The organism is Acinetobacter sp. X9 (assembly GCF_054889255.1).
Window position 1 is genome coordinate 3,113,444 of sequence record NZ_CM142679.1, and the last position, 18,387, is coordinate 3,131,830.

At 36.2% G+C, this 18,387-nt stretch carries 15 protein-coding genes; 6 read left to right on the forward strand and 9 right to left on the reverse strand.

Annotated elements, in window-relative coordinates; all coding sequences use genetic code 11:
* Nucleotides 1–15: 15 nt before the first annotated feature.
* Nucleotides 16–732, reverse strand: a complete 717-nt coding sequence (gene bfmR / locus ACYU0V_RS14825) for a response regulator transcription factor BfmR (RefSeq protein WP_000076440.1) — start codon at nt 730–732, stop codon at nt 16–18.
* Nucleotides 729–911 (reverse strand): hypothetical protein, encoded by a 183-nt coding sequence (locus ACYU0V_RS14830; RefSeq protein ID WP_031944149.1) that lies wholly within the window; start codon nt 909–911, stop codon nt 729–731. The genes bfmR and ACYU0V_RS14830 overlap by 4 nt, the downstream gene beginning before the upstream one ends.
* A gap of 354 nt (nt 912–1,265) precedes the next feature.
* Between ACYU0V_RS14830 and ACYU0V_RS14835 the strand changes: the two genes are divergently transcribed.
* From ACYU0V_RS14835 to ACYU0V_RS14850, 4 genes are all read left to right on the forward strand, one after another.
* Nucleotides 1,266–4,100: a ribonucleoside-diphosphate reductase subunit alpha gene (locus tag ACYU0V_RS14835; protein WP_002120003.1), complete on the forward strand. Its 2,835-nt coding sequence runs from the start codon at nt 1,266–1,268 to the stop codon at nt 4,098–4,100.
* 55 nt (nt 4,101–4,155) lie between these two features.
* Nucleotides 4,156–4,290 (forward strand): hypothetical protein, encoded by a 135-nt coding sequence (locus ACYU0V_RS14840; RefSeq protein WP_002120013.1) that lies wholly within the window; start codon nt 4,156–4,158, stop codon nt 4,288–4,290.
* A gap of 138 nt (nt 4,291–4,428) precedes the next feature.
* Complete coding sequence (locus ACYU0V_RS14845) at nt 4,429–5,712, forward strand: ribonucleotide-diphosphate reductase subunit beta (RefSeq protein ID WP_005803276.1); 1,284 nt, start codon at nt 4,429–4,431, stop codon at nt 5,710–5,712.
* A 312-nt stretch (nt 5,713–6,024) separates the two neighbouring features.
* Nucleotides 6,025–6,522, forward strand: coding sequence for a hypothetical protein (locus ACYU0V_RS14850; RefSeq protein ID WP_461848059.1), 498 nt, complete (start codon nt 6,025–6,027; stop codon nt 6,520–6,522).
* Between the two features lie 12 nt (nt 6,523–6,534).
* Here the strand turns inward: ACYU0V_RS14850 and ACYU0V_RS14855 are convergent, their stop codons facing one another.
* Nucleotides 6,535–7,545 (reverse strand): hypothetical protein, encoded by a 1,011-nt coding sequence (locus ACYU0V_RS14855; RefSeq protein WP_461848061.1) that lies wholly within the window; start codon nt 7,543–7,545, stop codon nt 6,535–6,537.
* 332 nt (nt 7,546–7,877) lie between these two features.
* Nucleotides 7,878–8,477, reverse strand: a complete 600-nt coding sequence (locus ACYU0V_RS14860; RefSeq protein ID WP_461848063.1) for a TetR/AcrR family transcriptional regulator — start codon at nt 8,475–8,477, stop codon at nt 7,878–7,880.
* Nucleotides 8,478–8,598: 121 nt separating this feature from the next.
* On the opposite strand from ACYU0V_RS14860, the gene ACYU0V_RS14865 reads away from it, so the two are divergent.
* Entirely contained in the window at nt 8,599–8,928 is a 330-nt protein-coding gene (locus ACYU0V_RS14865) for a darcynin family protein (RefSeq protein ID WP_000091893.1), read from the forward strand.
* A 228-nt stretch (nt 8,929–9,156) separates the two neighbouring features.
* Here ACYU0V_RS14865 and ACYU0V_RS14870 read toward each other — a convergent pair whose 3' ends face one another.
* Together ACYU0V_RS14870 and ACYU0V_RS14875 are read right to left on the reverse strand one after the other, a co-directional pair.
* A complete protein-coding gene (locus ACYU0V_RS14870; RefSeq protein ID WP_461848064.1) occupies nt 9,157–13,623 on the reverse strand; it encodes an NACHT domain-containing protein in 4,467 nt (1,488 codons plus the stop codon).
* 178 nt (nt 13,624–13,801) lie between these two features.
* A complete protein-coding gene (locus tag ACYU0V_RS14875; protein WP_461848066.1) occupies nt 13,802–14,350 on the reverse strand; it encodes a TetR/AcrR family transcriptional regulator in 549 nt (182 codons plus the stop codon).
* 691 nt (nt 14,351–15,041) lie between these two features.
* On the opposite strand from ACYU0V_RS14875, the gene ACYU0V_RS14880 reads away from it, so the two are divergent.
* A complete protein-coding gene (locus ACYU0V_RS14880; protein WP_151302789.1) occupies nt 15,042–15,458 on the forward strand; it encodes an NF045616 family extracytoplasmic (lipo)protein in 417 nt (138 codons plus the stop codon).
* A 53-nt stretch (nt 15,459–15,511) separates the two neighbouring features.
* On the opposite strand, the gene ACYU0V_RS14885 is transcribed toward ACYU0V_RS14880, so the two are convergent.
* The 3 genes from ACYU0V_RS14885 to ACYU0V_RS14895 all read right to left on the reverse strand — a co-directional run bounded on the left by ACYU0V_RS14885 (nt 15,512) and on the right by ACYU0V_RS14895 (nt 18,240).
* Nucleotides 15,512–16,003: a flavin reductase gene (locus ACYU0V_RS14885; protein WP_000249487.1), complete on the reverse strand. Its 492-nt coding sequence runs from the start codon at nt 16,001–16,003 to the stop codon at nt 15,512–15,514.
* 185 nt (nt 16,004–16,188) lie between these two features.
* Nucleotides 16,189–17,232 (reverse strand): methionine synthase, encoded by a 1,044-nt coding sequence (locus ACYU0V_RS14890; protein WP_017400049.1) that lies wholly within the window; start codon nt 17,230–17,232, stop codon nt 16,189–16,191.
* A gap of 21 nt (nt 17,233–17,253) precedes the next feature.
* Nucleotides 17,254–18,240, reverse strand: coding sequence for a DUF1852 domain-containing protein (locus tag ACYU0V_RS14895; RefSeq protein ID WP_000031350.1), 987 nt, complete (start codon nt 18,238–18,240; stop codon nt 17,254–17,256).
* Nucleotides 18,241–18,387 lie beyond the last annotated feature (147 nt).

The window sequence follows — 18,387 nt, forward strand, 5'->3', positions numbered from 1 at the left end:
AAGTTTATTCAGATCTTATAACCCATTGGTTTCTTTAACGAACAAGTAACCTTTACTACGTACTGTTTTAATACGCTTTGGATTTTCAGGATCATCACCAATTTTTGGACGAATACGTGAAATACGGACGTCGATTGAACGGTCCTGACCATCGTATTCGATACCACGTAAACGTTCGAAGATATCTTCACGCGATAAGATACGACCAGCATTTGATGCAAGCAACCATAATAGGTCATATTCTGCGCTAGTGAAGTCAACAAGTTCACCATTTAGCGTTACAGAACGACCGCCATTATCAATTACAAGGTCATCGAACTCGATACGTTGAGCAACTTCATCTTCTACAGTTTTATCTGTGCGACGTAATAGTGCACGGATACGCGCTAAAAGAACACGTGGTTGAACCGGTTTAGCAACATAGTCATCTGCGCCCATTTCCAAACCAAGTACCTGATCCATGTCTTCTGTACGTGCAGTCAACATCAGAATCGGTTGATGGTAATGTGGACGAACTTCACGGCAAACTGTTAAGCCATCGGCACCCGGCAACATGACATCCAAAACTACTAGATCTGGTTGTTCACTAATAATACGACGAATTGCACGGTTACCATCAGTTTCTACACCAACTTCCAAGCCGTTGCGAATTAAATATTCTTGAGTTAATCGCGCTAAGCGCTCGTCATCTTCAACGATCAGAATCTTTGGTAACTTTTCTTCTTGGCTCATATCATTGCCCCTATAAATCTCGTTTCATGCATCTTAAAAATCTTGCAGATACATTCGTTTATCATTTGCAATATACACACGTTTACATTGTAAACAAGTAGGCGTTCACCAAACTGATACATGACCATCGTATTTTGTTGCATTTTATTAGCCTTTGAATTTTCACGTGTTTTTAAGATTTATTTATTGTTATTAAATTTCATATTCTATTCATATTTCCAATGTATGAATATTAAACAAATTATTTCTCTGTTTAGTTTAAATTTATTTAAGTGTTTGTTTTTTTGAGTTATCCACAAAGTTATCTATAAGTGTTTTTTAACAGCTTTGCTATGCTATCTCCCATCAAATCATACAGATAAAAAATTACTAAAAAGTCAAGATTGATCTGCTATGAAAAATCCCGTATCTTGTGTTGAAAATAAACTTTAACTACTAAGTCTTGTGTTTATCCCTCAAATATCGTGGCATGTTTTTTGCTCGGTTCAAACGGTCTATGAACATAACAAAAGTGACAATGGAGCTATGCTGGCATGAGCGTAATTACTTCGACTCCCGGTCAAATTCAGGTGATTAAGCGCACTGGAGATGTTGCTGCATTTGATGCAGAGAAAATTTCAGTTGCGATTGGTAAAGCTTTTCTTGCTGTGGAAGGTCAACAGAGTTCGGATTCTAGCCGTATTCACGACCGTATTACCCAGTTGACGGAAATGGTCTTAAATACTTTTACTCGCCGTTTACCATCGGGCGGTACGATCCATATTGAAGAAATTCAAGATCAAGTAGAACTTGCTTTAATGCGTACTGGGGAACAAAAGGTTGCCCGCGCTTATGTGATTTACCGTGAACAACGTGCTAGCGCTCGTCAGCAAACGAACTCAAACCACCACCCTACTTTACAAGTTACCGACAAAAACGGTCAGCTTCAGCCACTTGATTTAAGTGCATTGCAAGCAACTGTTTCTAAGGCAGCTGAAGGTTTGGAAGGTATTGACGTTCAAGCCATTGTCGATGAAACCGTTAAAAACTTATATAACGGCGTAAAAGAAAGTGATATTGCCACAACAATGATGATGGCAACACGTACCCGTATTGAACAAGAACCTAACTACACTTACGTGACTGCACGTTTGCTTTGTAACGAATTAGTGAGCACTGGTTTAACGTTCTTAGGCTTATCAACAGATACACCAGAAAACAATGCACTTGAAGCATTCTTGAAAAAAGGTGTTGAGCTTGATTTGCTTTCACCTGACTTGCTTGACTTCGACTTAGAAAAATTATCAGCAGCAATTCAGCCAGAACGTTCTAATCAGTTCACCTACTTAGGTTTACAGACTTTATTTGACCGTTACTTCATTCACTCAAACGGCGTTCGCTTCGAATTACCACAATTATTCTTCATGCGTGTGTCGATGGGTCTTGCACTCAATGAGCAAGATAAAGAAGAGCGTGCAATTGAGTTCTATAACTTATTGTCTAGCTTCGACTACATGGCTTCTACGCCTACCCTGTTTAACTCAGGTACATTACGTCCACAGCTTTCAAGTTGTTATTTAACAACAATTGGCGATGACCTTTATGACATTTATGGCGCGATGCGTGACAACGCAATGCTTTCTAAATGGGCTGGTGGTTTAGGTAATGACTGGACACCTGTACGTGCCTTGAACTCTTATATTAAAGGTACTAACGGTAAGTCTCAGGGTGTTGTTCCATTCTTGAAAGTTGCGAACGATACAGCTGTTGCAGTAAACCAAGGTGGTAAGCGTAAAGGTGCTGTGTGTGCATACCTAGAAACTTGGCACTTAGATATCGAAGAGTTCTTAGAGCTTCGTAAAAACACAGGTGATGACCGTCGCCGTACTCACGACATGAACACTGCGAACTGGGTTCCAGACTTGTTTATGCAACGTGTATTTGAAGATGGTGAATGGACATTATTTACCCCTTCTGAAACTCCAGACTTGCACGACTTAACTGGTGCTGAATTTGCTGAGCGTTATGCTTACTATGAGTCTGTAGCGAAAGAAACTAACATGCTACACAAGAAAGTACGTGCTAAAGACTTATGGCGCAAAATGCTTTCTATGTTGTTTGAAACTGGCCACCCGTGGATCACATTCAAAGATGTATGTAACTTACGTTCACCACAACAACACGTTGGTGTAGTTCACTCATCTAACTTATGTACTGAAATTACCTTGAACACAAATCAAGACGAAATTGCAGTATGTAACTTAGGTTCGATCAACCTTGTACAACACGTTCAAGGTGGTGTGTTAGACCGTGAGAAATTAGCTCGCACAATTAAAACAGCTGTACGTATGCTCGATAACGTGATCGACATTAACTACTACGCTGTACCACAAGCGAAAAACTCGAACTTGAAACACCGCCCTGTGGGTATGGGTATCATGGGCTTCCAAGATGCTCTATATGAAATGGGTATTGCTTACGGTTCAGACGCTGCTGTTGATTTTGCTGATGAATCAATGGAAGTAATTAGCTACTACGCGATTGAAACTTCAAGCAACTTGGCTGTTGAACGTGGTGCTTACTCAACATTCAAAGGTTCATTGTGGGATCAAGGTATCCTTCCAATCGACTCTTTAGAAATTGTTGCGAAGTCTCGTCCAGAGCGCATGTTCGAAGTTGACCGTACTCAACGTTTAGACTGGGACACTTTACGTGCCAAAGTTCAAAAAGACGGTATGCGTAACTCAAACGTGATGGCGATTGCTCCAACTGCAACTATCTCTAACATTTGTGGTGTTTCTCAGTCTATTGAGCCAACATTCCAAAACTTATATGTGAAATCTAACTTGTCTGGTGAGTTCACTGTTATTAACCCATACCTTGTTCGTGCATTAAAAGAACGCGGTCTTTGGGACACAGTAATGGTGAATGACCTTAAACACTTTGAAGGTTCAGTACAAAAAATTGCTCGTATTCCTGAAGAATTAAAAGCAATCTTTGCTACTGCGTTTGAAGTGGATACACGTTGGATCGTTGATGCTGCATCACGTCGTCAAAAATGGATTGATCAAGCTCAGTCGCTTAACCTTTACATCTCTGGTGCAAATGGTAAGAAACTTGACATCACTTACAAGATGGCATGGTTACGTGGTCTTAAGACGACTTATTACCTCCGAGCTTTAGGTGCAACTTCTGCTGAAAAATCTACAATCAACACAGGTGCTTTAAACGCAGTTAAACCTGCGACTGTTGAAGCCGCGGCGGTTGCTGCCCCTGTTGTAGAAGCGAAGAAACCAGAAGCAGCGGTTGAAGAAGAAGGCTTTACTCAAGCAGCTCCTGTACCAATGGCTTGTTCAATCGATAACCCTGATTGTGAAGCTTGCCAATAACATTTAATAAGATTGCTCTTTTCACTAAAGAGCAATCTTAAAAGAGGTAAAGATTATGCTTTCTCATCTCAGCCATAACTATATGCTTGGTGTTGGAGTTTTAATCTTTGCCTTTATTTTCTTTTATATGCCGATGGTTTACGCATTTATCACAATACGTAAGCAGCAGCGTAAACAAAATAAGTTGTAGTGAGTAGAGACCAAAGGCCCAAAATTTGGTCATGCATCAATAAAACTTAATTTTGTTTACACATTAAAAGCGTATAGTAGGGACATCTTCGTTTAAGAGATGTCAAATATAGATATATACAACGAAGAGAGAACAAAAATGTCTATCCTTAGTTGGGACGATTTTGAAGATGATTCGCAAAAACCGACTACACCTGAACACAAGTCTGCGCCCGTCCAATCGGAAAAAGCGTCAGATTCGCAGAATGTATCTACTGCGCAGCCATCATCGCCGAGCGTGGCAGCTCCACAATCCGCTGGAACCCATTCCGTGCGACCAACAGTTGCCTCCGATACAGTGGCTAGAGCCGCTCAAGCCCTAGAACATTTAGACGTTGCCCCTGGCCTTGAAGAGCTAGAAATGGGTGCTCAACGTGTTCAAGTTGACGACAAAGCCATGATTAACTGTCGTGCGGACTTGAACCAACTTGTACCATTCAAATATGAATGGGCTTGGCAGAAATATCTTGACGGGTGTGCAAACCACTGGATGCCTCAAGAAGTTAACATGAACCATGACATCGCGCTTTGGAAGTCTGAAAATGGCTTAACTGAAGATGAGCGTACTATTGTTATGCGTTCTTTAGGTTTCTTCTCGACCGCAGACTCTTTGGTTGCAAACAACTTGGTATTGGCGATTTACCGTCACATTACTAACCCTGAATGCCGTCAGTACATCTTGCGTCAAGCGTTTGAAGAAGCGATTCACACTCACGCTTACCAATACTGTATCGAATCTTTGGGTATGGACGAAGGCGAAGTCTTCAACATGTACCGTGAAGTTCCATCTGTTGCACGTAAAGCAGCTTGGGGCTTGAAATATACTCAATCTTTAACTGATCCTAATTTCCACACAGGCACACCTGAAAACGATCAGCGTTTACTTCGTAACTTGATCGCATTCTACTGTGTTCTTGAAGGGATCTTCTTCTACTGTGGCTTTACTCAAATTTTGAGTATGGGTCGTCGTAACAAGATGAACGGTGTTGCTGAGCAATTCCAATACATCTTACGTGATGAATCTATGCACTTGAACTTTGGTATCGACATGATTAACCAAATCAAGATTGAGAACCCTCACCTTTGGACTGCCGAGTTCCAACAAGAAGTGGTTCAAATGATTGTTGAAGGTACGATGCTTGAAATCGAATATGCACGTGACACAATGCCACGCGGTGTATTGGGTATGAACGCAAGCATGATGGAAGAATACTTGAAATTCATCTGTAACCGTCGTTTATCTCAGTTAGGTTTACCAGAGCAATTTGCTGGTGTAACGAATCCATTTGCGTGGATGTCTGAGATGATGGACTTACGTAAAGAGAAGAACTTCTTCGAAACTCGCGTAACTGACTACCAAACTGGTGGTGCGTTAAGCTGGTAAGTTTAAGCATCTGCTAAATAAAAAAACCGCTATCTATAGCGGTTTTTTTATTACTCAGAATTTCATCTTTCTTCTCAAAAATAACCTTGTTCTGCAAAATATCTGTCGGCCTATCCACACATATTCTTCAAAATGATATATAGACTTTAATTTATTATATTAATCCTAATAGGTATCCCACCATCCTGCGCCAAAATAGTAATTCATTAAAAAATATAAGAATTAGCTTACAGTTAGAATCACAAAATAAACCTTTAAAAGATAAAAAAATATAATCACCATAATACTAACCATGAACAAAGGAAATAAAATATGCAAATTGAAATATTAAAAAATATACCAAACATTCTATTTACAATTTATTCACCTATATGGCTTGTAGTTTGGTTCACCAGCATTTATCAGATTATAAATATCACAATAAAAATTGATGATTTAATATCAAAAAAATTAAACAATCGCAGATATATAAAAACCTGTTTAAATTCAATCTTAATTTTTTTAAAAAATTTATTTTCTACTCTACAGAAATCTCTTCAACTACCAGAAGATATTGAGCCGTGGTCAAAAAAAATACCTGCTTCAGTAAAGAAATTTGGAATTTACATTGAAAGTTCTATATGGTTTATTTCATCACTAACAACAACAACATACTTTATTCTAACTGCTTTATTAACTATTTTAACTAAAAAATCACTAACCATCCCTGACTTTCTCACAATTCTTGGTATTTCAGCTATACTTGTCGTATGTTCAAAATTCCTATATGTGGAAGGTCGAAGATGTTTATTAAAAGCAAAAAAATTATAATAAAATTAATATCTAAACAAAAAAATCTTTAAAAACCTCCTCATTTAAATCTTTACTTTCATAAAATCTTTCCATCTGAAGTCCACTTTCATTTAATTGCCAAGAAAAGTAATGGCTTTTCTTGGCAGCTAAATTAGGTGTACCCCAATTATTATATTCTGTACTTTCTTCCATCTCTAATTTAAAGTATAAAGCGTTTATTCCTTCTTTCTGGAAAATCCTAAAATAATTAACAAACTTACTCCAAGAAGTATCCATATCACCTTTTTGAATTAATGGTTTAAAATAATAAATTAGGCAATATTCAATAACAAATATTTCCAACTCCTTTGAAATATGATCAAGTACGGAGTTTGTTGAAACTATTCCTATACTATTACGTGGAGGAGAATAAACTGATACTTTAAAAATTAAAACATTCAGAAAAATATCTCTCTTTTCTTTTAAATTCAACAAATAATAAAGCATATCTGAATAACCACGATGCTCTCTAGTTATTGTACGACTTACGGGGTCTTTTGTTTTCCCTATATAATGCACTTCACTTTCAAGACCTAATTCGACATTATATTCATATAAAAAAATATGAATTGGCCATGTTATTTCAACTTCTTCATCAAACTTAAAAGTTATAAAGCTTTCATTAATAACTATTTTCTTGAAGGCTCGCCAATAATCGTGATCAATATTAACCTTAACTTTTCTTTTTTCTGAAAAATTGATAATCAAATTTAAGAATATTTCACCAACATTCTTTCCAATTTTAATTTTCCGTGAGAGATCAAATCTAACTTTAGGTCTAGATGTGAAAAAGTAAATAAACTCTTTTTCATTACAATCTTTTGAGGCTTCAACTTGGTCGTTTAATATTTTTTTATAAAACTCTTTATAATCTTCACACTCATCCATTATCAAGTCATACCAAATAGGTGTCGAATACTCTATTGATAAAGCCCACTTCTTTGAATTCTCTTTAAAAAAAATGCTATCCTTAATCTTATTATTAAAATAACCTCTTTTCATTTTTTCTCCTATTATTCTTATTATGCAAATTAAAAAACTTTTAGAAGCATCCTATCCAATTCATCATAAGAATCAATGTCTAATACTATATTGAGCTTCAAAATATGTCACTTATCAAAATGTCATCTTATATGTCATTTTCCTAAAAAATATCAGCTTATTTGTCGTATTTTCATGAAACTGATTGTCGCTTAGCTATCTAACTCTTTAGTTTGTAATAAGCATAAATGTCAACTTATGTGTCACGTGATGATTTAGTACAACACGTGTTGTAAGAAAGATTGCTCATAGCAGCCCTTTTTCATATCTATACATTTATAAAATGACAATCTTTAATACAAACCCAAATAACCAAACACAGCCTTTTCAACTCGCTGTTGTAAATGGTTTAAATCACTTTCCCCTGCTATGCCTGCCGCGTTAATCATTCCTTTACTTAAGGCAATTACATCTTGTGCGGCTATCTGTGCATGTGAAATGCCAGAGCGTATAAACAGGTCAGAAATTATGGTCTCAAGCTCTTGTTGAAGCTCACTTTCCTCAATATCTTTTCCAATGAGTTCGGAAGCAAACTCTAGAGTTCGTGCCAACTGCGGACGGTTCAATTGATGTTGTACAGCAGCCTGTATAACGAGTTTTAATTTTTCTTTTAAGTCTGCGGCATCATTTTGCTGTATAACTTCAACAATACAATTTGAAAGCTTGGCGCGCTCACGTCGAATTAACTCAACGATTAAGGCATCTTTAGATGGAAAGTATTGATATAGGCTACCAATGCTTACGCCAGCAAGTTCAGCTACGGCATTTGTGTTAAATCCAGCAAAGCCTAAAGACTCTAAAATGCGAGCAGCCGCCTCTAAAATAGCTTCAAAAGTAGCCACTGAACGTGCTTGACGCGGGCGTTTTCGTGGGTCTGGGAAGGTTTCTGACATGAGCCGAAATGCGAGTATTTAATGTGAGTAATCACTCATATACTGACTGAGTCACGTTGATATGACAAGTAAATGCTGTCTTTTCACTTGAACTACAACTCGGCCCAGTCATGGAGTGGTTATGTCTAGAACCTATACTTTTTTTATTCATTTAAGAGCTTTGCCTGCTTGGTTGGCTTTACCACGTGAAAAGCGGGCTGAGTTTAGTACACAAAAGCTTGAACCTATTTTTGAGAAGTACCCGACTGTAAAAGTTCGCTGGTATGACGTTGAAGCGTTTAGTACTAAAGCGAGTGATATTGCTGTGTTTGAGACGACATCTCTGCAAGATTATTATTTTGTGATTGATGCGATTCGAGACTCTGAATTTTGTACAGTACCCTACTTTGAATTTGTCGAAATTATTCCAGCAATTGAAGATGGGTATGTGGAGTATGAAGGTTCTTTATAGAAGTTGAGAAGAATATGTCTAGTTTTTTACAGCTAGTAAAGGATATAGCTGAGGGATTAGCTTACTCAATGATTTTTTTGAAATTAGGTTAACTGTCTATTAAGTAAAAATAGTGTATTAGGCTAACGTATTTAATTTACTATTTTACAAAATACATCTAATCCCTGTAAAAATAAAAAACCGACTGAATGTCGGATTTTTATTTTCCTGAATTAAATAATTTAATTTTTATTTGTTTGGTTTTCTATGATTTTCAACTTTAGTTTTCTCGAAAATTCTTTTTCCATTTTTCCAACATACACCCTCAACTCTTACCCATGAAACATTATTATTACTTCCGTTTAACCAAGCTCCGCGTTCAGAGAGATAGATAGATATAAAAGTTTTATCAGTAGTAAAGAGTTTTTCGGCAACTTTATAATTTAATAAAGTACAAATATTCGTCCCAATATTAATATTCCTTATAATTATATTTCCTTCAGGATCATTCCATGTTAATGAACTTCTATTAAAATTAAGATTTAGTTCATGACAAATCCAAGGCGTAGGTAAATTTAAATTCATACCATCTGGTAAAGATGAATCTAAATGAGATTCCCAAATAAAGTTGTTTAAAAATCGAGTATAACTGGCATTTTCTGGTACATTCCGTGAAGAAGTTTCAAATCTGTTTTGGTCCCATGTATTTCGCCAAGGGTTTTCTAAAAAATAGCCTTGGTCTGTTACATCTGGAAGATAAGTATCAATACCATTAATACCTTTGTTGATAATAAAATTAGCTACTGAACTAGCTTGAGATTTATCCACCAAAACAGTCACAAGAAATCTAAACTCTTCACGTCGCAAGCCATGTTGACCAATTCCTTCCGGATATTTTTCTTTTACTGCTTGATACTCATAAAGTGCTAACCAATTTTCACCATCTTCTGACTGTCTAATGGGCAATTTATTAATACCTAAGGCTAGATCTTTGTTAAAAGGAAATTCTAGCAAGTCTTCTTCCTCAATATCTTCTAAAGCTATATGAGGTGAAAATTCAGAAATATTTTCAATTTTTCTACTATCTACTTTTTGAAAGTTAAATAATATTGTCGGATCAATATCTCTTTGAAATCCTAAAGACAATGGATTGACATATACCGTTGGTCTACTCTCCGAATAATCTTCATTTATCCAAAAATTATCAGCTAATCGGGAAAGTAATTCTTCTAGTGCCAACCATTGATATTTTTTCCCTATTCTTTCTGTCAAAGCACGTTGTCTTGACTGCTCCCCCATACTTCTATCTCGAGGAAAAATTTTAGCAGTCCAACCATATCTATAAGCTCTATAAGCCACCCAACTACAAACTAGATTTTTATCAAATCCTCTTTCCTCTAAAGGGTCTCTCTCCTTACTAGATAACAAAGGAATTATTTCTAATGCTTCACTTTTTAACTGACCATCTAATAACTTTAAAAACTTATCTTTTTGGCGTTTCTGATCTATTTCCCATTTTTCTAACTCTTCCACAGAGGGAGAGGAAGACTTTTCTAAAAAATCCTTATAGCTTAAAATTCCATAGGTATAGGGATTAAGTATGCGTTGTAATTCTTTAAACTCTTTTGAGACTTCCCCCCCTAAGCTTTCAATAGTATTACTAAAACTTGATATTTTCTGACGATTAGTTAAAGGGACTTTTTTAGTTAAGGGAACTTTAATAAAATCACGAATTCTTGGCCAAATTTCATAATTTGCAAAATCCCCCATACTATGGCCAGCCGACCACAGGATAGCATTATCACCTGCATGGCTTGCTAATCTTTCAATCTTACTTTTAGTAATATTAAATTTGGGTTTTGGCGATTGGTAAGGAGGTCTCGCAATTTTCAAATCTATATCATCATCAAGACAGGCCAGATAATTCCCCAACTCAATGATACCTAAAGCATAATCTCGAAGAAGTGTCCCAAAAGGTGGAGTATTATTGAGAAAAATTAAATCAAAAACTTTTCTTGAGTATAAGTTAATTACATCTTTATCTTTATCAATACAACAAGCACCATATGCTGCGGCTAAAAGTCTTTCGAGAATATAAAGATCATCAACCTTGATAAAATTTTCTAAAAGCTTTGTAAATAACTCAGAATTTACGCGAAGTAGTTGTGTTAAAGATTTTGTTGCATTGTCACGAATTGGTCTATTACTTGAAGTAAACAACCAACATAGAACTATACCTGCAAAATACTGATTATCAGTTTTGATACCGCTTTGTTGCCCCTTTAGACACCACTCTAATAGGATCCCAATTGTAGAGTCACTTTCACTAGATTGTTGATTAACCCATACCGTCCAAAAAGAATCCCTTTCAGGCATGTTCAATGGTAGTAACTTTGAGTTCAAAAACTCAGCATTCCACGGATGAACAGATGTAGATATTTTGATTAAAACATCTGTTGAATCTTGATAAGTGAGTTTATTGAATAGTTCACGTGATCTATCAAAAAAAGCATCTCTTGAACGCCATTGAATACTTTCAACGAAAGATTCTTGGATATCCCATTCATCCCACCAATCACTATTCACACTAGAAGGAAGAACATCAACTAATTCTATTTGATGCTTTTCAGGTAAGATAAATGCTAAAGCAGAAAATAGTCCTCTCCAACTCCAATTTATTACTCCATTTTCAAAAAGGAATTGATTGTCGGGATGCTCAAACATCTTATTAGGATTTATTTGGCTTTCTATAAATTTCTCAGCCATGAAATGATCTTGAAAGCGTTGAAAAGTAAATCTAACTACATGATCGTTATCAAATTCATCTAATTTATTGGGATTAGGATCATTTCTTAAGAGGCCATTATTTAAAAATACATCTAACCATGAACTTTCAGTTCTTAAAATGATTTGATGAAAATTTTGATTGATTAAGTGATGACATTCATCAATCGATAAATAATCACGGCGCATTAAAAACATTTGGCCTGCTAAGTTTTTAAGAGTTCGACCGAACAATTGCCATAAACTACTAGTTATTGACTCCTTATTTTCTATGTATTTAGCAATACTCTCTAAATAATATCTAAGTAATTTAGAAGAGCCCTGTAATCCAGTAGGAATTTCTGTTTGGTTATTTTGCTTTAATGAATTACAAAGTGATCTTAAAAATAATGGATTAACAAATTCAGGAGCTAACCAAGGAGTACTTGGTCTAGCAATATTAAACTTATCTAAATATATTTTAGCTGCCCTGACTTGTTCTTCATAAGTAGAAAATCCTCTTATTTCAAAAGTAGGATAACTTTTTCTTAAATTTTCAGATACTGCTAAGTGAAAATACTCTTTTCTACATGAAACAACACAACATACATTATTATATTTTTTTAACTTATTAAAAAATATAGATAAATTATTTAACCAAAAATTACACCCAACACCTTCATTAATTGCGTCAATTATAATGAGTGATTTTTTGCGATTAACTTTTCCAGCTACATCCATTGCTGATAAAAAATCATCTAAAGTAAAATTAGGTAATTCTAATATTTTTGAAATCTGTATACCTAAAGCTTCATTGTTAAAATCTTGGCCTAAAAAAAGAATAGCTGGATGATTTTCTTGAAGTGCACTTAATGTCCTTTTTCCTAAAAGATGACTTTTTCCCGTCCCTGCTGATCCATAGATTAATGCGACATTACTGTTGACACATTTAAAGTATTTATTATTAATTAAAGTATTAAAGTCATTTAAAATTCCATCTAGAACACTAAGATTTTGATAAATTTGTCTTAAATTATAAGAGTTTTCATGCTTATAGTTATATCCAAATATATTTTCTAATTGCTCTACTAGGTATAAAAAATTGGAGGTTAAATTAGACCACTTATTTATATCCCAGTGGTTATATTCCAATACATTTATTTCATCGAAAATTTTTAGAAACTCATTCTTGTGCTTATAAATTTCAGTTATTAATTTCTCATCAAATGTAAAATTATTTACCTTATATAAAACTTGGGTTAAAAACTCCCAATTTTCTATTTTTTCTTTAAAAGCATAAACTTGATCAAAAATCATTTCAGACCTTGAAAGGGCTTGAAATACCATCTCAATTTCAACCTTAACATGGTGTTCTGGTGTGTAACGTTCATCTAGAGTAGCTAGAGATTCATTTAATTTATTTTTAAACCATTCAGGAGTTAAAGAGGTTTTTCCAAAAAAATATTTAACTAACCCTGTATATTCTGGCTGCTTTAATCGACTAGATAGTTCACTTGCGGTCCATATCTCGAATTCAACTGATTCTCCAGAAAGCTTTTTATATTTATCAGTCCATTGTTTTCTCCAAGTATCCCAATGTTCCCATCCCGTTTTTCCTCTTTTACTTGTTACATCAGTCAAATCACATGCAACAGCAATAACATATTTAGTTAACTCAGGATGATTGCTAAAAGCTTCTTCTACCGATCCATCGATTTGAGGCCAACTAATCTCACCACTCTTAAGAAAGTATTTCGCTTGATATCCAATTTTTTCTCCGTTCTCTAGTAACCAATATGCCTCAATCCCACCATCCCCACCAGCACCTTCAACTCTTCTAAATGTATTTGAGTCACAGAATTTTTCAAATTGCGCTATCTGACACACTAGCTCTTCAAATGCACCTCTTGGTCCACTTGCATCAATAGATTTTATAGAAGAAAAATCAAACATATATTTCTCTTATAATATTTTGTAAAATGTTGTTTATATAACCAATTTTTTAATTTATCACAAATAAGACTATATTCTATAAATGATGTTATAAAATCTTACCTCATGCTTTTTAAGTTAATTAAATCCATATAGTTCTTCCCAATTTAAAATTGACTTTCACCTAAAAATAGAACTTCTATCTCCCCCAAAACCGCTCCAACACCACATCCCTTTCATCCAAACGATTAGAGCTTAAAACCTGTAGCATCAAGCCATCAATTAAGTTTAAAACCATGTTGGCATCAGGTTTGGGTTTGTTAGTTTCTAGACTAAAGACCAAATCAAAAATTTCTTTCAGTAGCCATTTTCGATATTCAACTGCCATGCGGTAAGCCCGTGGATAAAGCAGTTTTAATTCAAAAATCGCTTTAAACAAAAGATGGTAAAGGCTATTCACATCGACATGTAAACGTACAATTTCTTTAAGTTTATCGGCTGCGCTTGGGTAGCGGTGTGAGTAGACAATTGCCAGAACTTCTTCTTTGAGTCGGCTTTTTTGAAAGATTAGGCACATTTCAACAAGGCGTTCTTTTGAGTGAAAGTAGTTATAAAACGTGGCTTTTTGAATTTTAGATTTTTTGATAATCAGGTCTACGCCTGCACTATGAAATCCATGCGTGGTAAAGAGTTGGATGGCGGTTTGAATAACCTGTAATTTTTTGGAAGATCTTTCTAAAGTTGGCATAGTTTTACCGTTATAAATTCTTGTTGTTTCTAAATGAGATAAAAAGCCTGTGCCCTTTCTGGGAGAAAAAAAGGCACAGCAAAGCCGTAAGACGGTGCTTGGCACATCTCAAGTTTTGTTTTGCTAAGTTTTAAGTAAAAATGACTAAAGCCTGAAAACCTTATGGCGTTCAAGCTGCTGTAAATTTTTAAGCTGTGTCGTTATAGCTTTTGGCACTGAGGGCCAAAAAATGATGGATGTGCATAGCCAACTCCTGATTTTGGGAGTTCTGCCAAAGCATTCATTTGGAATTATGGTGGCAGAACGAAAGAGGGTTAGCAGACTGGCTTCGAGAACCCAGCACACCCGAAGGTGTCCCCCTTCCGTCCTACCTCTACAAAAAGGGAGACGAGTGGGTCTACATCAAAAAAACGTGTTTTTTCAATGTCCTCAAAGAACGGTCTGCTAAAACCGACTGGCAATGTGGCCAGCACGCAAAGCATAATCTGAGAGTTTAGTGGTGTCAATGTAGCTTTTATGACAAGTATTTAAATTTCTTATTGTTTTTCATTAGATTAACTTAATTATTATTTTAGATATTATATTTAATTGTATTTATTAATTTTTTAAAAAGAGTCAGATACGGTAAGCTAAACCTCATAAATTTTACTTTTTGAATTTGAATATTTTTTAGAACTTTACGAGAACATAAATGATAAGACTATCTTCAAAGTCCATTTTAATATTAACCACTGGGTGTTTATTGAATGGTTGTAGCCAAGGCCCTCTTCCATTAGAGGTTACACTACATCAAGATTATGTATGTGCCTTTACCAATAAACCTCCAAAAACCTCTTATCCTACTGATAATAGTTTTTTGATTTATATGGGGAAAGTTGACAACAAAAACGCATATAAAAGTTCTTATGAGAAGTTTTACCCAAGCGGTCCGTTACCAATAGAAGAAAAGGATTGTGTAAAAATTCCTTTAAAAGAATTTGAAAAGAATGTGGTTTATGACATTACTTTGGATACATACAAAACTTTCGATACACGTATTTGTGTAGTAGAACATAACAATAAGCTAGAAATTCGAGAGCCTGAACCCGGTGAAACAACTTGTAAATAGGCTTGTTTCTAGGCCCTCATTTCGCTATTGCAGAAACAACTAAACGCGTGAGTTTAGACAATCTCGGTCTGTCCCACTTGGTGATAAGCACGGTTAAAATAAACCAAACTCTGGTCATGTTGGCTTTGTTTAATTGCCACAATCGGACATATAAAAATTGTGTGTGTGCCGACTTGTTGAATTTGCTCAATCTCACAATCGAAACTTACCAAAGCATCATCCAACACAGGTGAACCCGTTTCTAACTCAATCCATGCGCCATGTTTAAAGCGCTCTTCTGGTGTGAGCTTAGATGAAAATGCCTTTGAAATATGTTCGTGATGCGCGCCTAACACATTCACAGTTAAGATTTTGTTATCTAGGAAATGTGCATGCGAACTCGCAGATTGGTTCATACAGACCAATAATGTCGGTGGTGTGTCTGTCACACTACAAACAGCAGAGGCAGTAAATCCAAAACGGCCAGACATGCCTGCCGTAGTCACAACACTAACTGCACTTGTGAGTAAAGACATTGCATTTCTAAAGTCTGTTGCTTGAACCATGACATTATTCCTAAATTGAACCGTACCTTATCCTGTGTGTTTGCTATACCGCCCAACTCCATCAGGAAGGTACTATCGACATGCGTTCTGATTAGAGCGACATGTAGTAAGTAAAATGAGGGTCACTTGTTTGATTATCAACTGTCATCAAAAAAGTAACCCTTTATACCACTTATTGGTAAATATTAAGCAGTAAGATCATAACCAGTCAGTTCTCGGCGAACGATTTCTGCACCTGCACTTAAAGCATTTAACTTGCCACGTGCCACTTCACGAGAAAGAGGTGCCATGCCGCAGTTTGTGCAAGGGTAAAGCTTGTCAGCATCTACAAACTGAAGTGCTTTACGAAGTGTGTTAGCCACTTCTTCTGGTGTTTCAATCTGGTTAGATGCGACATCAATTGCGCCGACCATTACTTTTTTACCGCGAATGAGTTCGAGTAAATCGATAGGCACATGTGAGTTGTGACATTCTAACGAGATGATATCAATGTTAGACGTTTGAAGTTTCGGGAAAGCTTCTTCGTATTGACGCCATTCTGAACCAAGTGTCTTTTTCCAATCAGTGTTGGCTTTAATACCGTAACCGTAGCAAATGTGCACCGCAGTTTCACATTTTAGACCTTCAATTGCACGCTCTAAAGTCGCGATGCCCCAGTCATTTACTTCGTCAAAGAATACGTTAAATGCAGGTTCGTCAAACTGAATAATGTCTACACCAGCAGCTTCTAGCTCACGCGCTTCTTGGTTCAAGATTTTGGCAAATTCCCAAGCAAGTTTTTCACGACTCTTGTAGTGACCATCGTAAAGTGTATCAATCATAGTCATTGGGCCAGGTAATGCCCACTTAATTGGTTGATTGGTTTGCTGACGTAAAAACTTCGCATCTTCAACAAACACAGGCTTTTGACGAGACACCGCCCCTACAACAGATGGTACGCTTGCATCGTAACGGTCACGAATACGAACTGTTTCGCGCTTCTCAAAATCTACGCCATTTAAGTGTTCAATAAACGTGGTCACAAAGTGTTGGCGGGTTTGTTCGCCATCGCTCACAATGTCGATGCCAGCAAGTTGTTGTTCGTGCAACGCCAAACGTAACGCGTCTTTTTTACCTTCGGCTAAACCTTCGTTTTCAAGTTTCCAAGGCGACCAAAGCTTTTCAGGTTCTGCAAGCCAAGACGGTTTAGGTAAGCTGCCAGCAGTTGAAGTTGGTAATAATTTTTTCATGATCAATGACCCGTATATTGATTAATTAGGAGCGTAATTAGCAGACCACTGCTCAAGAATCGCTTGGTATGGTTTGATAAATTGCTCTTCAACAAACTTCCCCTGCTCAATAGCCAAACGGCTACGTTCTTCACGGTCATACACAATTCGAGTAAGTGAATAATCTTCGTGTTTCAAGCTTGGTTGATAAGATTTTCCAGCCACTGAATTTGCGTTGTAAATTTCAGGACGGTAAATCTTTTGGAATGTTTCCATCGTACTAATGGTACTAATCAACTCAAGGTTGGTGTAATCACTCAACAAATCGCCTGTAAAATAGAACGCTAACGGCGCAACACTATTTGGCGGCATGAAGTAGCGAACTTTTAAGCCCATTTTTTGGAAATATTCATCAGTTAATGAATAGTCTTCTTGCTTGTATTCAACACCTAAAACAGGATGTTCATTTTCAGTACGGTGGTACTCTTTAGTCGTCGAAACGCTTAAGCAAATCACAGGTGCCTTTTTAAAGTTGGCTTTGTAAGTTTCAGAGTTAATAAAGCTCTTAAACAAGTTACCGTGCAATTCACCAAACTTTTCTGGCGTGCTAAAAGTCGACTTATTTTTGTTGTGGTCTAACAACAGCACACTAAAGTCATAGTCACGTACATAAGACGAGAAGTTGTTGCCTACAATACCTTCGATGCGTTCATTGGTTTTCTTATCAACAATATTGGTTTTCAATATTTCGATTAAAGGAAGCCCGCTGGTACGGTTTTCGGCATCAATGTTCATTTCAACTGAAATGATTTCGAGTTCAACGCCATAGCGGTCGCCTTTAGGGTTGTCCCAATGAGCTAAGGCATTGAAACGATTGTCAATCATCTGCAATGTATTGCGCAAATTCTCTTCGCGGCTCATCCCTCTTGCTAAGTTAGCAAAGTTGGTTGTAATACGTGTATTGTCTGCTGGACGATAGTTCTCATCGAAACAAATACTCTTAATCGTAAATGTAAATTCTTTACTCATTGTGATCAGTACCCTAATTTCTGAGATAAAACCTAAATAAAAACTTTTTGCTCTTTTTAAACTTTCCAGACTTGTCAGTTTTGTGCCTTATGGTCTTATCAAAGTGAATTACTGGAGCGCTTCAGAGCATGAATAGATTTATACCGC